The 15,859-nt window shown below is 60.7% G+C and carries 17 protein-coding genes; 9 read left to right on the top strand and 8 right to left on the bottom strand.

Translation table 11 applies throughout. From position 1 onward, the window contains the following. The first annotated feature begins 76 nt into the window (after positions 1 to 76). Entirely contained in the window at positions 77 to 529 is a 453-nt protein-coding gene (locus tag HMPREF2792_RS04305) for a Panacea domain-containing protein (RefSeq protein WP_070531141.1), read from the top strand. 735 nt (positions 530 to 1,264) lie between these two features. Further along, the gene (locus tag HMPREF2792_RS04300; protein ID WP_070531264.1) at positions 1,265 to 2,419 is read left to right on the top strand and encodes a glycoside hydrolase family 25 protein; all 1,155 of its coding nucleotides are present in this window, start codon (positions 1,265 to 1,267) and stop codon (positions 2,417 to 2,419) included. Here the strand turns inward: HMPREF2792_RS04300 and HMPREF2792_RS04295 are convergent. Next, positions 2,416 to 3,258 (bottom strand): spermidine synthase, encoded by an 843-nt coding sequence (locus HMPREF2792_RS04295; RefSeq protein ID WP_070531139.1) that lies wholly within the window; start codon positions 3,256 to 3,258, stop codon positions 2,416 to 2,418. The genes HMPREF2792_RS04300 and HMPREF2792_RS04295 overlap by 4 nt on opposite strands. Before the next feature lie 102 nt (positions 3,259 to 3,360). Here HMPREF2792_RS04295 and mnmA point away from each other — a divergent pair, with 102 nt between their 5' ends. Further along, a complete protein-coding gene (gene mnmA, locus HMPREF2792_RS04290; RefSeq protein ID WP_070531137.1) occupies positions 3,361 to 4,446 on the top strand; it encodes a tRNA 2-thiouridine(34) synthase MnmA in 1,086 nt (361 codons plus the stop codon). Next, positions 4,447 to 5,355, top strand: a complete 909-nt coding sequence (locus HMPREF2792_RS04285; protein WP_070531135.1) for a uroporphyrinogen decarboxylase/cobalamine-independent methonine synthase family protein — start codon at positions 4,447 to 4,449, stop codon at positions 5,353 to 5,355. It abuts the gene before it with no gap. On the opposite strand, the gene HMPREF2792_RS04280 is transcribed toward HMPREF2792_RS04285, so the two are convergent. The 6 genes from HMPREF2792_RS04280 to HMPREF2792_RS04255 form a co-directional block, all read right to left on the bottom strand. Continuing rightward, complete coding sequence (locus HMPREF2792_RS04280) at positions 5,352 to 6,482, bottom strand: ATP-binding protein (RefSeq protein WP_070531133.1); 1,131 nt, start codon at positions 6,480 to 6,482, stop codon at positions 5,352 to 5,354. The genes HMPREF2792_RS04285 and HMPREF2792_RS04280 overlap by 4 nt on opposite strands. 108 nt (positions 6,483 to 6,590) lie before the next feature. Further along, positions 6,591 to 6,854, bottom strand: coding sequence for a FitA-like ribbon-helix-helix domain-containing protein (locus tag HMPREF2792_RS04275; RefSeq protein ID WP_070531131.1), 264 nt, complete (start codon positions 6,852 to 6,854; stop codon positions 6,591 to 6,593). 4 nt (positions 6,855 to 6,858) lie between these two features. Next, positions 6,859 to 7,143 carry a hypothetical protein gene (locus HMPREF2792_RS04270; protein ID WP_070531130.1) on the bottom strand — a complete coding sequence of 95 codons (285 nt, stop codon included), beginning with the start codon at positions 7,141 to 7,143 and terminating at the stop codon, positions 6,859 to 6,861. 9 nt (positions 7,144 to 7,152) lie between these two features. Beyond that, complete coding sequence (locus tag HMPREF2792_RS04265) at positions 7,153 to 8,151, bottom strand: serine hydrolase domain-containing protein (RefSeq protein WP_070531129.1); 999 nt, start codon at positions 8,149 to 8,151, stop codon at positions 7,153 to 7,155. After that, positions 8,151 to 8,666: an ArsR/SmtB family transcription factor gene (locus HMPREF2792_RS04260; RefSeq protein WP_070531128.1), complete on the bottom strand. Its 516-nt coding sequence runs from the start codon at positions 8,664 to 8,666 to the stop codon at positions 8,151 to 8,153. Before HMPREF2792_RS04260 ends, HMPREF2792_RS04265 begins: the two co-directional genes overlap by 1 nt. A 63-nt stretch (positions 8,667 to 8,729) precedes the next feature. Continuing rightward, complete coding sequence (locus HMPREF2792_RS04255) at positions 8,730 to 9,401, bottom strand: 3'-5' exonuclease (RefSeq protein ID WP_070531261.1); 672 nt, start codon at positions 9,399 to 9,401, stop codon at positions 8,730 to 8,732. Between the two features lie 127 nt (positions 9,402 to 9,528). On the opposite strand from HMPREF2792_RS04255, the gene ligA reads away from it, so the two are divergent. Genes ligA through HMPREF2792_RS04240 form a run of 3 tightly spaced genes read left to right on the top strand, consistent with a single transcriptional unit; the run spans position 9,529 to position 13,075 of the window. Further along, positions 9,529 to 11,553 carry an NAD-dependent DNA ligase LigA gene (ligA, locus tag HMPREF2792_RS04250; protein WP_070531126.1) on the top strand — a complete coding sequence of 675 codons (2,025 nt, stop codon included), beginning with the start codon at positions 9,529 to 9,531 and terminating at the stop codon, positions 11,551 to 11,553. After that, positions 11,550 to 12,320: an HAD family hydrolase gene (locus tag HMPREF2792_RS04245; protein WP_070531125.1), complete on the top strand. Its 771-nt coding sequence runs from the start codon at positions 11,550 to 11,552 to the stop codon at positions 12,318 to 12,320. The genes ligA and HMPREF2792_RS04245 overlap by 4 nt, the downstream gene beginning before the upstream one ends. Continuing rightward, positions 12,317 to 13,075 carry an HAD-IIB family hydrolase gene (locus HMPREF2792_RS04240; protein ID WP_070531124.1) on the top strand — a complete coding sequence of 253 codons (759 nt, stop codon included), beginning with the start codon at positions 12,317 to 12,319 and terminating at the stop codon, positions 13,073 to 13,075. Before HMPREF2792_RS04245 ends, HMPREF2792_RS04240 begins: the two co-directional genes overlap by 4 nt. On the opposite strand, the gene HMPREF2792_RS04235 is transcribed toward HMPREF2792_RS04240, so the two are convergent. Then, entirely contained in the window at positions 13,072 to 13,731 is a 660-nt protein-coding gene (locus HMPREF2792_RS04235; protein ID WP_070525255.1) for an ACT domain-containing protein, read from the bottom strand. The genes HMPREF2792_RS04240 and HMPREF2792_RS04235 overlap by 4 nt on opposite strands. Before the next feature lie 201 nt (positions 13,732 to 13,932). Here HMPREF2792_RS04235 and gatC point away from each other — a divergent pair, with 201 nt between their 5' ends. Further along, the gene (gatC, locus tag HMPREF2792_RS04230; RefSeq protein ID WP_070525257.1) at positions 13,933 to 14,235 is read left to right on the top strand and encodes an Asp-tRNA(Asn)/Glu-tRNA(Gln) amidotransferase subunit GatC; all 303 of its coding nucleotides are present in this window, start codon (positions 13,933 to 13,935) and stop codon (positions 14,233 to 14,235) included. Positions 14,236 to 14,237: 2 nt separating this feature from the next. Continuing rightward, complete coding sequence (gene gatA / locus HMPREF2792_RS04225) at positions 14,238 to 15,722, top strand: Asp-tRNA(Asn)/Glu-tRNA(Gln) amidotransferase subunit GatA (protein WP_070531123.1); 1,485 nt, start codon at positions 14,238 to 14,240, stop codon at positions 15,720 to 15,722. Positions 15,723 to 15,859: the final 137 nt, after the last annotated feature.

Here is a 15,859-nt window from a genome sequence, read left to right as displayed (position 1 = left end):
TGCACGCACAGTCTGGTGGATAATAGAAAGTGAAGGGTAGAAACATGCACCAGGACAAGGGCGAAAGGAGCTGGATATGGCGCGCGTCAACGATGTAGCTCGTTACATTCTGGAAAACGTTGATTCTGGTGTAAGCACTATGAAGCTCCAGAAGCTCGTTTACTACGCCCAAGCATGGAGTCTCGTGTGGGATGAAAAGCCCTTGTTCAATTCCCGCATAGAGGCATGGGCTAACGGTCCTGTTTGCCGTGACCTTTATAAGTGCCACCGCGGAGAATTCACCGCGAGCACTGACATGTTTCCCGGTGACTCTACTCAGTTAAATGCAGATGAGAAAGACACCATTGATGCAGTCTTAGCTGCTTATGGTCACTTGAACGGTCAGCAGCTGAGCGATTTGTCTCATAATGAACGTCCGTGGCGCGAGGCGCGCGTGGGCGTTGCAGATGGCGCTCCCTCCACGAACGAAGTCAGCCTAGAGGTCATGCAAGACTTTTACAGTGCCATGCAATCTGCGGCTAGCGCATAACGATGGGAAGCGGAAAGCGTAAGAAAAAGAAGCTTGCGCGCCAAAGGAATAACGCTGGTGGAAAATACGTGCCGCCTCTGGTTGCCACGGCTGATGATAAAAAGGTTCCGGTGAGCGCAACACTAGATGCCTCATATAAGAACGAATTAGTTCGTTGGACGGCTAGGGAGATAGACGAAGTTCCCGGTGCTGGTGACGGGCGCCGGTGGGATTTGAGTGCCAACGAGACAGTGGAACTACTAAAGTTCCTTGATGATCTAACTAAGAAGACTTGGGCGGAGTGTGAAAACGAAGGATCCAAGGGGCACCGACGCAACCATGATCACGCAATAAACGAATTGAGTAAAGCTGCGCAGAATCGACTACGACAGCTGGACCAAAATGAAGAACGAGTCTTCCGTTTTAGATTGAGTGGTGCCTGCCGGTTGTGGGGGTTCCGCTCAGGAAGCCTGTTTCGTGTGCTTTGGTACGACCCGGAGCACAAGGTTTATCCGGTCAAAAAGCGACACACATAACTGGAGCGGCTCCAGTCTTCCGATTGCTGACAACTTTGTTGAAGCTCTTAGTCCTGATGACCGGACCTTTCGTAGGGGCGTCGCCAAGCATTGCCCGTTCCTTCGCTGCACCGGTTTATCGGGACGGCGTTGGTGGCGGTGTTAAAACTGTGGCAAACGAGTTTAAAGTTTTGCGTGTTGCATCTGTTACTCATGTTGTTAAAGCGGTAGTGTGGCGCGCATGAGCCATGCACGTCGCCTTGTTACCGCCGCCGTTACCGCAGTAGCGGCCGTGGCACTGTCCGTATCCACCGCCGTTGCCATCCCGTCCTACGCGCCTTCCGGTGTGGACGTCTCCGGCAATAACCACGCGTCCCTTCGCGGAATCGATTGGGACGCTGTGAAGTCTGATGGCCAGTCCTATGCCTTTGTGAAGGCCACTGAAGGCGTTGGGTTTGTTAACAACCACTTCGTACGCGATGCCAATGCCGCCGCAGCGGCTGGTCTGAAGGTCGGCGCTTACCACTACGCGCGCCCGGCTGGTGATGCCAAGCAGCAGGCAGCGAGCTTCGCCTCCCAGATTGCGCTGGTGCCGACGCAAACCTTGCCGCCGGTGCTGGACATTGAGGTCGATGAGGGCCTGAGCGCAGCTCAGCTGGAGGAGTGGATCGACACCTTCATGACTGAGGTGAAAACCCTAACCGGCCGCACGCCGATGCTGTACACCTACAAGTACTTCTGGATGGGCCAGATGGGCAATTCCACACGCTTCTCCGAGTACCCGCTGTGGCTGGCCGCCTACCAGGACACCGCGCCGGACCCAGTCGGAGGCTGGGACAAGTTGGCCTTCTGGCAGCGCTCCGGCAGCGGCCGCGTTGCCGGTATCGAAACCGATGTTGACATGAACCTCTTTAACGGTACTGAGGCACAGCTGCAGTCCTTCTCCGGTGGCAATTACATCGACTTCGGCGGCATCTTGGATGACATGGTCATCCCGGGTATTGACCTAGGCGACGACGCCGGCGTGCTGATCGCTGGAATCCTGGCTCTGGCAGCGGGTGCTGTGGCCGTGCCGGCCGTCGCCGATGCCGCCAAGAACGCGGGGCTCGATGTCGATGCGACCGGTCTTATCAAGCAAGCGGAAAAGCTGCTTAACGACGGCGTTATTAGCGCCGATGACCTCAAAGACATGTCCAACAATGACGCTAGCGTTGGTGACTTGGCCATCTTCTTGGACAATGCGCAGCACCTGCAGGATGTTGATGCCGATAATGTCAGCCAGCAGGACGTGGAGAACGCCGACCGCGCCGCGCGCAGTGCGGGTCACGCCGCAGGCGTTGCGGTGCCGAATCTCGACTCCAAGCAAGTGGCGGATCTGCTCAATAGTCTGCGTTAATCGCTACGCGGTGATGGGGCGTCGTGGCGCGGATTAGCCCCCTTAAAGAAGCGGCGGGTCCAGGACTCGTCGCGGAAGTGCGCGGGCACCGCACCGGACAGCAGTGGTTTAGCAAGCGCGGCGGCTTGCGGGGAGCCGTCGCCAGGCAGCTCGGTGTCTGAGCCGATGAGGATGATGTTGCCGTAGCGCCGGCCTTTGAGCATGGGAGGGTCGGCAATAACGGCGACGTGTGCAAAGACTTCTGCCATTCCGGCGAGTTCTGCCTTCGCCCCTTGCAGGTCGGAGTGGTCACCGCAGTTGGCAACGTAAAGCCCGCCCGGAGTGAGCGTGGCGTGGGCGTGCTGGAAGAACTCTTGGGTGGTGAGAGGCTCCGGCGTGACGGCGCCGGCGAAGACGTCGCGGATGATGACGTCGAAGCGATTCGGAGGGAAGCCTTCCGTCACCGCGCGTGCCTCACCGGCGCGGATTTTCACGCGGGGAGCGGCAGGGATATCGACTAGCTCACGGATGAGCTCGGCCAGTTTCGCGTCGAGCTCCACCACCGTGTTGTGGGAATCCGGCCACAGGTCTGCGAAGTAGCGGGGGAGAGAACAGCCACCGCCGCCCAGGTGGAGCAGGCGCTTGCCAGGCGCTAGGTTTTCTACCGCTGCAGCAATCCAACGCATGTACTCGAATTCGAGGGTGCGTGGCTCTTCGGGGATGAGGTGTGAGGAGGGTACGCCGTTGATGTTGAAGATGAAGGCGCCATCGCGGAACGGGTCGGCTTCGACGACAAGCTCCCCCGTGGAAATCTCGTAGGTGCCCGCGATTGAATCGGTCTTGTTGCGCTTTCTTCCCATAATGCCTTTTAGCTTAGGGAATAGAGCGTGAGTTCAGTGTGTTGGGGTATGGGGTACACCGCGACTAGCCTAAGTGGACGAAAGAAGGAAGAAGGGGAAAGCATGCGAGTATTGGTAGCCATGTCCGGCGGCGTCGATTCCTCGGTCGCAGCCGCACGCGCGGTGGAGGCGGGCCACGAGGTCATTGGTGTGCACCTGGCCCTGCACAAGGATGCGCAGCAGACTCGTGAGAAGGCGCGCGGCTGCTGCTCCTTGGAGGATTCCGCCGATGCCCGCCGTATTTGTGACAAGCTCGGCATTCCTTTCTACGTGTGGGACTTCTCCGAGGAGTTCAAGGAAGCCGTTATTGGTGACTTCGTTGACTCCTACGCCCGCGGCGAGACCCCGAACCCCTGCTTGCGGTGCAACGAGAAGATCAAGTTCGCAGCTCTCCTGCGCAAGGGCATGGCACTCGGCTTTGATGCGGTGGCCACGGGCCACTACGCCACTATCGATGACGACGGCTACATGCGCCGCTCCCTGGATGAGAATAAGGACCAGTCCTATGTGCTGGGCGTTATTACCAAGGAAGAGCTGGACCACTGCTTTTTCCCGATTGGTGATACCCCGAAGCCGCAAATCCGCGAGGAGGCCAAGCGCCATGGTTTCTCCACGGCGGCGAAGCCGGATTCTTATGACATCTGCTTCATCCCGGACGGCAATACCCAGGCCTTCCTGGGTCGTTCCATCGGCCTGCGTCCAGGCATGATCGTGGACACCGAGGGCAATGAGCTCAAGGAACACGATGGCGCGTGGAACTATACCATCGGCCAGCGCAAGGGCTTGGACATCAAGACGCCGACTGCCGACGGCTCCCCGCGCTACGTCACCGACATCGACGCGGCCACCGGCACCGTCACCGTCGGGTCGCGCGCAGACCTGGCCGTGACCCGTATCGAGGCCGACCGCCTGAAGTACCTGCACCCCGCGATGGAAGGTGACTTCGACTGCGAGGTGCAGGTGCGCGCCCACGGTTCCGTCGTTCCCTGCCACGCTCACGTGGACCGCGAAGCCGACCGCATGACGCTGGACCTGAAGGAGCCTCTTTCCGGTGTGGCTCGTGGCCAGGCTGCCGTGCTTTACCTGCCGAGTCCGGACGAGCTGGGCGATATTGTCCTGGGCTCCGGCACAATCTGCGGGACCGAGTAGATGACGGGATTTGCCCTTGGCCCCATGCCCGGCACCTCCATGGCGGAGGCCGCGGACATCATCATGGGGGAGACCGAACTTCCTGCCATCCCGCAGCTGCCCGAGCGTGGCCTCGGTTCCGACGCGGTGGGCCGCACGGCCAGCATGCTGGAGGCCATCTCCATCGACCGCGGCCCGCGCTCGTGGCGCATGACTGCGCGCCCGCAGCTGCTGACCCGCCGCACGTGGGACCGCTTGGAACGCGACCTCGACGAGGTCCAGGAAGTCTGGGGCGAGACCGTGCCTCGCGTCAAGGTGCAAGCACTCGGCCCCTGGTCGCTTGCGGCGAGCATTGAGCTTTCCGATGGTCACCGCGTGCTCACCGACCGCGGGGCCTTCACCGAGCTTGCCGACGCCCTCCGCCACGGCCTCCATGCACACGCCGAGGACGTCGCTAGTCGCTTCCACGGGGAGGTCGTCGTCCAGCTCGACGAGCCCCTGCTTGCCGATATCATCGCCGGCCGAATCCCCGGCACTACCGACTTCGACACCATCTCGGCGGTCCCGGATGAGGTCGCGCTCGATCTCCTGCAGTCTTTCGAGGCGGACTACCTGCACGCCCCGCCACTGTGGTCGCTTGCGCCGGCCGCTACCACTTTCCTCACGGATTTCCGTGGTCTGGAGACCCCGCGCCACCTTGACGGACTGGGTGAGCACCTCAACGCGAACCACCGCATCGGTCTGGGCATTGAAGGTTCCGATGCCCGCGCGGAGGCTATCGCGTTGGCCCAGCACCTCGACCGCATCGGCATGCCGCGCGACCTGCTCGTCGACCGTTTCGACGTCTATCCCGTCAAGGCCTCCGCCAGATCCCTGCGCTCGGTTACCGAGACCGCCGGCATCCTCACTCGCGATGCCGGTGACCTTTAGTCAACCCGCCCCAAGCTATCCGTCGCGGTGAAAAAAGACTCCATATACGGGATGACGAACTGGAGCTGGCCGTGGGCGGTGGGTTCGATGAGGTCGGCGTCGATAAGCCGCTGGCGCGTGGCCGACAAGGACCGCACCGTCCGGTCCTGGTGCGCGGCGATGTTCTTGATTTCTGCCGTACCGTCCTCCATGACCGCGCTCATCGCCTCGAGGAAGAGGCGCTGGGCCGGTGGAAGCGAAAGGGTAGCAGGCTGGTGGACTTGGGCACCCAAAACCGAGATAGCCTCGGCTGACACCGCTGCGACGTCACTCTCCTCGATACTGCTCCCACCCTCGCGCTGCGCCTTTCTCCAAGCCAGTGAGCCCACCAGCTGCACCATGTAGGGGTAGCCGCGCGACAGACGCACCGCCGCTGCTACCGCATCATCGGTGAATTCAAGCCCGGACTGTGCGGCGGTCTCGGTGAAGGCCACCTCGGCGTTCGCGGGGGAGAGCGGGCCCAGAACGAACCTTTGCGCGCGGCGTAGGAAGGTCACGCCCGGCAGGTCCAGCAGTCGGTTGACTCCCTGCGGAAGGCCCGCGGCGACAATAGCGACATCGAGCTCATCGCGCACCAAGTCTTGGTAGGTCACGGCCAGGGAAGTTAGGTCCTCCGCGTATGCGTCCTGTACCTCGTCGATGGTCAACAGCACGCCAGTGCCTTTGAGCATGCCTAAAAGCTCGCGCAGGCGGGTGTTCAACGTGGGTTTGTAGGCTTCCTCAGTGTTGTGCTGGATGCCAATGGTTGCCACACCACCAATGCCGACGCGGTTGACCTTGTGCTTGTCCGCCGGGGCCAGCTTGTCCATGATGCGCGGGATGGTGGTGTCAACGAGCTCGTCAACCATGGAGCTGCGTCCCGAGGCACGCAATGTGATCCACCCGCGACTAGAGGCGATATCTTCTATCTCGTTGAGCAGGACCGTCTTGCCGATACCGCGGGCGCCGCTGATGATGAGCGAGCGGCCCGGGCTGCCTGGTTGGGAGTCAAGCGCTGCGCGGAAGGTGTCGAGCACTGCCGTGCGGCCGACCCAGAATAGCGGTGGAACGCCGAAGGTGGGGCGGAAGGGATTCTCGTGCGGGGACATAGCTTCATCCTAGAGTATTGGGAGATTTGGGAGACTTTTATAAAGGTGGAGATTTGGGAGACTTTTCTGAGGGTGTCGACTAGAGAGACCAACGATCTCCCTAGTCCTCTATGCGTCTCGTCCGGCGCGGATTGCGGCGACGACGTCGAAGTCTCCCTTCATATCGATAGGTGCACGACGGGAGAGTTTGGCCGCCTTTTCTTCGATGGACTTTCTGTTGGCAGTGGATGGGGATGACGCGGCCATAGTGAGGATGTTGCGCACGTAGTCTTCGAGGGAAACACCAGCGTTAGCGGCGCGGTGTTGAAGAGTTGCGATGGTTGTACTGTCTACGTCTGGGATTTCAACGGTGCAGGTAGGGGAGGAGCTCATAGTGCTATCGTACGGGAGCTTCTTGACCAGCGTCTGCGTGGCTAGAAGGCTGCACGGCCTGCCAAGCTACCGCGCCGATGTGTAGCGAGCAGGCTGCGACAAGGGCGTACCACCAGCCAAAACTGACCGAGGTATGCCAGGGCATGACGTAGCCGATGAAGAGTATGGCGAGGATCGCAATCGTTGCGGTGACGAGGCGATTTGCCGTGGAAAGGGGCTTTCGCAGGGCCTTCCATGCGGCCCAGAGCTCCGAAGCGGTGATGACGGCGAGCGCTACGGTGAGGAACATGCTTACTCCTTAGGATGCGAGCTCGTCGAATAGAGCTTGGGCAAGGTCTTCGGTGCCGGCGAGGGAATCGTTGTTGGCGAAGGCGGCGCGTTTGGTTTCCGGATCGATGATGAGCATGGTCGAGTAACCGTAGGTGCCGCCGTTGTGCCAGTACCCAACATTGTCCTCGCTGGGAGGCTGCCAGCCGTAGTCGATATCGCCGTTCTTCATAAACCACTCAGCGAATTTGGCCATGTCACTCGCCGTGGAGCGGATCGCTCCCGCAGGTGCGGAGCCTTCCATCTCCCAGGGGGCAGCGTGGCGGCCGGTGGCGGTAAGTCCCCGTGGAGCGTCGGCAGGCACAGAGCCCGGCGTCATGAGGTAGGTCTCCGTCATGCCGGCCGGTTTGAAGATGCGCTCCTTGAGCATCTGCTCATAAGGCTGTCCAGCGGCGGTTTCCACCATGTGGCCCAAGAGTCCGTATCCAAGATTGGAATAGGACTCTTCGCCGCGGCCCTTCAACTTAGACTTCGTGGCTGCATCCATGATGTCCTCGGTGGTTTCGCCCTCATAAGGGTTGGCGCCGGTAATGGCCGAAATGAGGCTGCCTAGAACATCGTTGCTGGCCAGCCGAGGAAGGCCAGAGGTGTGGTCGAGTAGCTCCCTTACGGTGACGTCGGCGACGGGTGCATCGCCAATCTCGAGGACTTCGCCGACGGTCGTGTCGGGGCTCAGCTTCCCCTCTTCAACGAGCTGGTGGGCTAGCTCGCCGGTAAACATCTTGGTGACGGAGCCAATTTCGACCTCCGTGTGCTCGTCGCTGCCCAGTCCTGCGAAAGTGGCCTTGCCGTCCTGGAGGGTGAAGGCGGTGAGGTTGTGGAAGCCGGACTCTGAGTGCTGTTCCAGCTGGGTGGCTAGGGCTTCGTCGCCAGTCTTGTCTTGTGCCAGCGTAATCCTTTGTGGGCCTGCGACAAGCAGGACGGCGGCAACGGCAATAGCAGTGATAACGGCTAAGACAATTTTGCGCATTAATGGTCCTCGCTTGCGGTGATAATAGTGAGCAGGGGAATGACGCGGGGCGGGCGGATGGAGTATTCGCCGCCAGACTTCGTGGTCCAGCCCACATGAGTTAGAGCGCTCAAGTGGTGGTAAGCGGTGCCAGTGGAGGAGACGATGTTTTCTTCGACAAGCTCGGCGGCGGTGGCGGGTGCGGCGAGGAGGCGGCGGAGGATTTCGCCGCGGACGGGATGGGCCAGCGCGGAGAGGCGCTCGAGATTCTCCGCCCAGCTCTCATCGGTAACGAACGTGGTGGGGCGCTGCCATTGATAGGCGTACGAGCGCTTGCCGACGTTTATGTTGCCGCCAAAGATGACGGAACCGTCGGGAAGCTGCTCGTTGGGTGCGAGGGCGTCGACCAGCCAGTAGGTCGAGTCTTCTTCATTGCTGGCGGGTGTGGGCCTGGCGTCGGCAGTGTTCGTGCGCCTCTCGAGCGCGGCGACGCGCGCTTCAAGCTCGGCGAGGCGTGCTTCGACTGTTGTGTCCATGGAATCTAGAATTCCAGAATGCTAGAAACGTGGCAAGAGCTAGTTGAGGATTGGGTACTGGAGTTAAGAAATCATCGGCCACGCGGTGGAGACATCCGAGGCATCCCGACCGCGTCCTTCCAGGTACTTCTTGAAGGACGCGCGGTCCTTGTACCACTCGACGGCCTGGTATTCCATGAGCTCGTTGGTATCCATCTGTGCTAGCTCGGGGAAGTGCTGGCGCACTTGCTTCCAGGCCACGCGGGCGGCCGCGAGGGCGTCGGCAGTAGCCTCATGCGCGTTACTCAACTCCACGCCGTAATGGGCGGAGACCTCCTCCAAAGTGCGCTTGCCCTTGCGCCACTTGTCCTTCACCCGGTCGATGACGAAAGGATCGAACACCGGACCATTGACCGTGAACTCCCCGGTCAGCGCACGCAGTACGGAGAGATCGTAGGCGGCATTGTAGACAATGAGCGTAAGACCTTCCTCCCAGGCCTGGTAGATGGCATCGACCGTCTCCTTGAGGACTTCTTCGTGCGGGCGACCCTCCGCGCAGGCCTTCTCAGTAGTGATGCCGTGAATCTTGGCGGCTTCCTCGGGGATCTCCACGCCGGGGTCGGCGAGCATCTCCCGCTTATCTACCTCGCGCCCGTCGATACGAACCAGGGCAGAGGTGACGATGCGGGCTTCTTTGGGCTTTACGGAGGTGGTCTCGAGGTCGAAGGAGAGCATACGGGTGGCGTCGAAGTTCATGGACAACACTCTAGCGCCCGTCTCGGACACGCACTGTGGAAGTCCTGCAGAATGACGGACGAACCCTTGCAGAATGACCATCCGCAGGTCATAGGCATGTCCGGCAGCCCCGCTACACTAGTGACTCGTGAGTGATGCAGTAGATATCCAACGCGAATGGTCCGAGCTTGCCCAAGAAGTGCGCAAGCACCGCGAGCTGTACTACAACGGCGAGCCGTCGATTCCGGATGCGGACTTTGACGCGCTCTTCCAGCGCTTGCTGGCCTTGGAAGCAGAACACCCGGAGCTTCAAACTCCGGATTCGCCTACCCAGCAGGTGGGCGCTGCCCCGGAGGGCGCCGTTGACATTGAGCACCTGGAACGCCTGTACAGCTTGGACAACGTCTTTAGCGCCGAGGAATTGCAGGATTGGCTGGACCGCACCCCGGCAAAGGCCTATCTCACCGAGCTCAAGATTGATGGCCTGTCCATCGACTTGGTCTACCGTGATGGCAAGCTTGCCACGGCCGCCACGCGTGGTGATGGTCGCGTCGGCGAGGATATCACGGCTAATGCGCGCGTTATTCCCGATATCCCACGTGAGCTGACGGGCAGCGAAGAATACCCGGTTCCCTCCCTGGTAGAGGTCCGCGGCGAGGTGTACATGCGCCCGGATGAATTTGAGGAAATTAACTCCGCACGCCGCGAGGATGGCAAGCCGACCTTTGCCAATCCCCGTAACGCGGCCGCGGGCGGGCTGCGTATGAAGGACCCGGAGGACGTCAAGAAGCGCCGGCTCCACATGGTCTGCCACGGCATTGGCGCGCGCGAAGGATTCCAACCAGCCTCGCAACACGACGCCTACCAGGCCTTGGAAGCGTGGGGATTCCCGGTGTCGCCTTATACCCAGCGGGTCACCACCGCCAAGGAGGTTCAAGAGCGCGTGGCCTACTGGGAGGAACACCGCCACGATGCTTACTTCGAGATGGACGGGCTCGTCATCAAGGTCGACGACCTGGCCAGCCAGCGCTCCTTAGGCGCGACTTCACGTGCGCCACGTTGGGCCATCGCGTATAAGTACCCACCGGAGGAAGTCACCACCAAGCTGCTCAACATTGAGGTTGGCGTCGGTCGCACCGGGCGCGTGACGCCTTTCGCCATCATGGAACCAGTCTTTGTCTCCGGCTCGACGGTTTCCATGGCCACCCTGCACAACCAGTTCGAGGTCAAGAACAAGAACGTCCTCATCGGGGACACAATTGTCATCCGCAAGGCCGGAGAGATCATCCCTGAGGTACTCGGCCCCGTTCTAGACAAGCGCGATGGCAGCGAGACCGAATGGGTCTTCCCGGAGAACTGCCCTGCATGCGGCACGAAGCTGGCTCCGCAGAAGGAAGGCGACCAGGACTGGCGCTGCCCGAATACCCGCAGCTGCCCAGCGCAGCTGGCGGCGCGTCTGGAATACCTGGCTTCCCGCAAGGCGCTCGACATTGGTGAGCTGGGGGAGAAGGCGGCGGCGGACTTGATTTCTTCCGGAGTGCTCGTGGACGAGGCAGAACTCTTTGATCTCGATGAAGAAGCACTCCTTAAATCCTCGGTCTACACCACCCAGAAGGGCGCGCTCAACGCCTCGGGCAAGAAGCTGCTGGAGAACCTCAAAACCGCCCGCCAGGCTGAGTTCTGGCGAGTGCTCGTAGCGCTGTCCATCCGCCACGTTGGCCCCATTGCCGCGCGTGCGTTAGCCACGCGGTTCGGCTCCATGGAGGCGCTGCGCGCGGCATCGGTGGAGGAGCTGGCGGATACCGATGGCGTGGGTGGCATCATCGCGGAATCCTTTAAGCAATGGTTCGAGGTGGACTGGCACGACAACATCGTGCAGAAGTGGACCGCCGCCGGGGTGACCATGGAGGAAGAATCCAGCGATAAGCCCGCGCAAACGCTGGAGGGAATCACCGTGGTGGTGACCGGAACCCTAGAGAACTACAGTCGCGATTCCGCTAAGGAGGCCATCATCTCCCGTGGCGGCAAGGCCTCCGGGTCGGTGTCGAAGAAGACCAACTATGTCGTCGTCGGAGAAAACGCCGGTTCAAAGGAACAGAAGGCCCGCGACCTTGGCTTGACCATCTTGGATGAGGAAGGCTTCAACCGTCTCCTTGAAACGGGCGAGGCATGAAGCTAGCCGCCTTCGACCTGGACGGCACTATCTACTTTGATGGCCACATGCCCGAAGACGTGCCGGAGGCGATCGCCCAGTGGCGCGCTGCGGGCAACCTTGCCGTCGTGGCCACGGGCAAATCTCCTCATTCTGCTCGGCGTGCACTAGAGCCTTTTGGCGTTGACTTCGACTACTACCTGCTCTGCAACGGCACCGTCATCATGGATGGCTCTTATGAGTTGCTCTACGAAAACCATGTACCGCCCGAGGTGGTTCGTGCCGTGTATGAGCGGGTGCACGACACACCAAAGCTCGACCTCTATTGCACACGCTTGACAGGACCGGACGGCCACCTCGTGCGCAACGTGGTGGGCGTGCACAACCCCATCATCAGTGAGCCCGTGCCGGTTCCGCCGTCACGCATTGAGGAAGAGGTCTTTCCGCTTGTTGCCGCTTGGACCCCGAGCAATCCAGATCTGCAGAGCCAGATCGCGCAGTGGGTTACGGAACGCTTTCCTGTCGGTACCGCGATGAACCGCAACTTCTTCGACATCATGCCGCCCGGTCACGACAAGGGCTTTGCCTTGACCTGGCTGTTTCGTCACCTGGAAGTTGAGCGCTCCGACATTGAGCTCATCACCTTCGGGGACGGGCACAATGACCTGCCCATGCATGCGCTTGCCGACGTCTCCCTCACCTTCCCCTGGGCACAACCCGACATCCAGAAGGCGTGCACCGCGGTGGTGGACTCGGCCGTGAAAGGTCTAATACACTACGGTTCATGAAGATTGCGGCTTTAGACATGGATGGCACCGTTTACGTCAACGAAGACATAACAGAGGCCACACAAAAAGCCATCGCCGCCTGGCGTGCCGCTGGCAATCTCGCTATCTCCGCGACGGGCAAGTCCATCGCCAATGCACGCAACACACTCGAGCCCTTCGGCGTGGAGCTGGACTACCACGTGCTCTACAACGGCACCGTCATCACGGACGGCGGTTACTCCATCCTCCACGAGGAGCACTTACCCAGTGATATCGTCCAAGCCGTTATCAACCGTTTCACCGGCCTACCGTTGAATATCTACCTCACAGGGTTGTCTGGAGCCGACCAGGTAGCGTGGGATGGCCTCGCAGGCCGAGAGTCCTCCATGGTGGCGAATGCGGAGGCGGTGGATCCGGTGGACGTCGCCAAGCGCAGCACTGTTCTCATGTCCCTGTGGATTCCTGGCAACCCTGAGTTGCGCCGCGAGGTGGACGAGTGGGTCCGAGAAAACTGTGATGTCGAATCATCCTTTAACTGCGATTTCTACGACATCATGCCACCTGGCCATAACAAGGGTGAGGGCTTGACGCGGTTGCTTGATTATCTCGGCCACGAAAATGCTGAACTCTATACCTTCGGTGATAGCTTCAATGATCTCTCGATGCACTCCATCGCCACCGAGTCCTTCACTTTCCCGGGAACGCAGATCGCCGAAGAGGTGGACCACGTGGTCCCCGATGTCGCCGCGGGACTCAACTCGTTGCTCGCCCGCTAAGTAAGAAACGCGCCCAAGATGGCGCCCAAGTCACCCAGGTGCTCAACTTCGGAAGCGAGGTAATCGGGTCCGCCAACGCGGCCCATGACCACGACGTAGTTCGTTCCCACGAGGGGAGCGGCGGCCAGCGCGGATTCGATGAGCGTCCAGGATTCCGGGATCCACGTGTCCTTTTCAGGGTTGAGCACGCGAGCCGTTGTGATGTTGAGGTCGGTGGGGATCGAGCCGTCGTCGGCAGGCGCCGCGTCCGACGCGGCGATGCGGCTGATGTTCTCGTCGTTCGCGATGACAATGGCCCAATTGGACGTCAGCGCCTTGGGGATGGCGGCGCAGACTTCGCTCATTGCGGCCGTCACGTTGCGTTGTGCGGCAACCTTGGCCAGCACGTGGATTTGCCCGCGGCGGTCGACGCGACCGCTGAAGGGGCGAATGGAGTCGACCTCTACGCCTTCCACGGTCTGTGCTGCCGTGATGATCTCATCCGCCATGGTGGACTGGGGGAGATCCAAGACGATGTCATCCATGACCGTACCGTCTGGGAAATTCTCTACAATGTCGACGGAGCGGATATTGGCCTCGATGCTGCCCATCGCGTTGGCAAGGAGGCCAAGGCTGCCGGGGGTGTCAGGGAGAAGGACACGGACGAGGTACGACATATCGTTCTTTCTGGGGAAGGTGAATAAGTAGGGAGGGGATATTTGGCTTTCTAACTCGATCGATGTTACCCAACCTGTCGAATACTATTCAATAGTATGAGCTTCACTTAGGGGAGGAGTGGTGGTGGCGCGGCAACAGCTGTGCAGTACCATGGGTGCTTAGCTATCAACCGTCTCAATGAATAAAAGGATGGAGTTCGCGTGTCTGATATTTCGCGTGACGAGGTCGCGCACTTGGCAAAGCTGTCGCGATTGGCCCTGAGTGAGGAAGAACTGAAGCAGTTCGCCGCGCAGATCGACGAAATCGTGGACTCGGTGTCCGCGGTGGGCAAGGTCGAGGCTGAAGGTGTGGAGCCAATGTCGCACCCGCACTCCGTACATGCTCCAATGCGTGAGGACGTTATTGTGCGCACCCTCACTGCCGAGCAGGCCCTGGACCAAGCGCCGGCAGCTGAAGATGACCGCTTCATGGTTCCGCAGATTCTGGGTGGAGGAGACGAATAAGAATGGCACAATTCATTGCGCCCACCGAGGGCATTACCGCACTGACCGCCGCCGAGCTGGCTGAGAAGATTCACTCCCGTGAGCTCACCTCCCGCGAAGTTACTCAGGCATTCTTGGATCGCATCGCGGAGACCGATGGCGAGCTCAACGCCTTCCTCCATGTTGGCGCGGAGGAAGCACTGGCGGCTGCCGACGCCGTCGATAAGTCCCTCGACGCCGGCGAAGAACCCGCCTCTGCCTTGGCTGGCGTGCCGCTGGCGCTCAAGGATCTCCTCGTTACTACCGACGCCCCCACGACCGCTGCCTCCAAAATGCTGGAGGGCTGGGTGTCACCTTATGACGCCACTCTGGTGACCAAGCTGCGCGAGGCAGGTATTCCGATTCTGGGTAAGACAAACCTCGATGAGTTCGCGATGGGCTCCTCCAATGAGAACTCTGCTTATGGCCCTGCACACAACCCCTACGACACCGAGCGCACCCCGGGCGGCTCCGGCGGCGGCACTGCTGCGGCTCTTGCCTCGGGCCAGGCTCCGCTGGGTATCGGTACTGACACTGGTGGCTCGATCCGCCAGCCTGCTGCACTGACCAACACCGTTGGTGTCAAGCCGACGTACGGCACGGTGTCGCGTTACGGCCTCATCGCAGCTGCAAGCTCTCTGGACCAGGCAGGTCCGACTGCCCGCACGGTCCTCGATACCGCACTGCTGCACGAGATCATTGCCGGACACGATTCCTTTGATGCCACCTCCGTGGATAAGCCGGTTGCCCCGGTAGTCGCCGCCGCTAAGGAAGGCGCCAATGGCGACCTTTCCGGCGTCAAGGTTGGCCTGATCAAGCAATTCGAGCGCGACGGCTGGCAGCCGGGCGTGATGGAGGCCTACCACGCCGCGGTTGAGCAGTTGAAGAACCAGGGCGCGGAGATCATCGAGGTCGACTGCCCGCATTTCGACGACGCACTGGCTGCGTACTACCTCATCATGCCGTGTGAGGTCTCTTCCAACCTGGCCCGCTTCGACGGTATGCGCTACGGCCTGCGCGTGGGCGATGACGGAACCCACTCCGCGGAAGAGGTCATGTCTCTGTCCCGCGCTGCTGGTTTCGGCCCTGAGGTTAAGCGCCGCATCATGCTGGGTACCTACGCGCTATCCGTCGGATATTACGACGCCTACTACCTTCAAGCACAGCGTGTGCGCACCCTCATCGCACAGGACTTTGAGCGCGCTTTCGAACAGGTCGATGTCCTTGTTTCCCCGACCACGCCGACCACAGCCTTCAAGCTGGGGGAGAAGGTTGAGGATCCGATGGAGATGTACAACTTCGACCTCTGCACCCTGCCGCTAAACCTTGCCGGCGTGTGCGGCATGTCTGTACCCTCCGGCTTGGCATCTGACACCAACCTGCCGACCGGCCTGCAGATCATGGCTCCGGCGTTCAAGGATGACCGCCTGTACAAGGTTGGTGCCGCCTACGAGGCAGGACGAAAGTAGCGCGCAGAACTACACCTTGTAGTGCTCCTCAGCCGGTGACCGTTCACGGAAACGTGGGAGGCCGCCGGTCTTCGTCGTTTTCTTCGACCGTGGGTGTGTTCTTGTCTTCTTGTCCTTTCGGTTGTTTGGAGTGTGGT

Source organism: Corynebacterium sp. HMSC068H04, assembly GCF_001811255.1.
GTDB classification, from domain to species: Bacteria; Actinomycetota; Actinomycetes; order Mycobacteriales; family Mycobacteriaceae; genus Corynebacterium; species Corynebacterium hesseae.
The sequence above is the reverse complement of the archived record's forward strand: the minus strand, read 5'-3'. Positions and strand labels throughout refer to the sequence as shown.

Coding starts and splice junctions, on each gene's coding strand:
- HMPREF2792_RS04305 (WP_070531141.1), top strand. CDS start 77: ATGGCGCGCGTCAACGATGTAGCTCGTTACATTCTGGAAAACGTTGAT.
- HMPREF2792_RS04300 (WP_070531264.1), top strand. CDS start 1,265: ATGAGCCATGCACGTCGCCTTGTTACCGCCGCCGTTACCGCAGTAGCG.
- HMPREF2792_RS04295 (WP_070531139.1), bottom strand. CDS start 3,258: ATGGGAAGAAAGCGCAACAAGACCGATTCAATCGCGGGCACCTACGAG.
- mnmA (WP_070531137.1), top strand. CDS start 3,361: ATGCGAGTATTGGTAGCCATGTCCGGCGGCGTCGATTCCTCGGTCGCA.
- HMPREF2792_RS04285 (WP_070531135.1), top strand. CDS start 4,447: ATGACGGGATTTGCCCTTGGCCCCATGCCCGGCACCTCCATGGCGGAG.
- HMPREF2792_RS04280 (WP_070531133.1), bottom strand. CDS start 6,482: ATGTCCCCGCACGAGAATCCCTTCCGCCCCACCTTCGGCGTTCCACCG.
- HMPREF2792_RS04275 (WP_070531131.1), bottom strand. CDS start 6,854: ATGAGCTCCTCCCCTACCTGCACCGTTGAAATCCCAGACGTAGACAGT.
- HMPREF2792_RS04270 (WP_070531130.1), bottom strand. CDS start 7,143: ATGTTCCTCACCGTAGCGCTCGCCGTCATCACCGCTTCGGAGCTCTGG.
- HMPREF2792_RS04265 (WP_070531129.1), bottom strand. CDS start 8,151: ATGCGCAAAATTGTCTTAGCCGTTATCACTGCTATTGCCGTTGCCGCC.
- HMPREF2792_RS04260 (WP_070531128.1), bottom strand. CDS start 8,666: ATGGACACAACAGTCGAAGCACGCCTCGCCGAGCTTGAAGCGCGCGTC.
- HMPREF2792_RS04255 (WP_070531261.1), bottom strand. CDS start 9,401: ATGAACTTCGACGCCACCCGTATGCTCTCCTTCGACCTCGAGACCACC.
- HMPREF2792_RS04245 (WP_070531125.1), top strand. CDS start 11,550: ATGAAGCTAGCCGCCTTCGACCTGGACGGCACTATCTACTTTGATGGC.
- HMPREF2792_RS04240 (WP_070531124.1), top strand. CDS start 12,317: ATGAAGATTGCGGCTTTAGACATGGATGGCACCGTTTACGTCAACGAA.
- HMPREF2792_RS04235 (WP_070525255.1), bottom strand. CDS start 13,731: ATGTCGTACCTCGTCCGTGTCCTTCTCCCTGACACCCCCGGCAGCCTT.
- gatA (WP_070531123.1), top strand. CDS start 14,238: ATGGCACAATTCATTGCGCCCACCGAGGGCATTACCGCACTGACCGCC.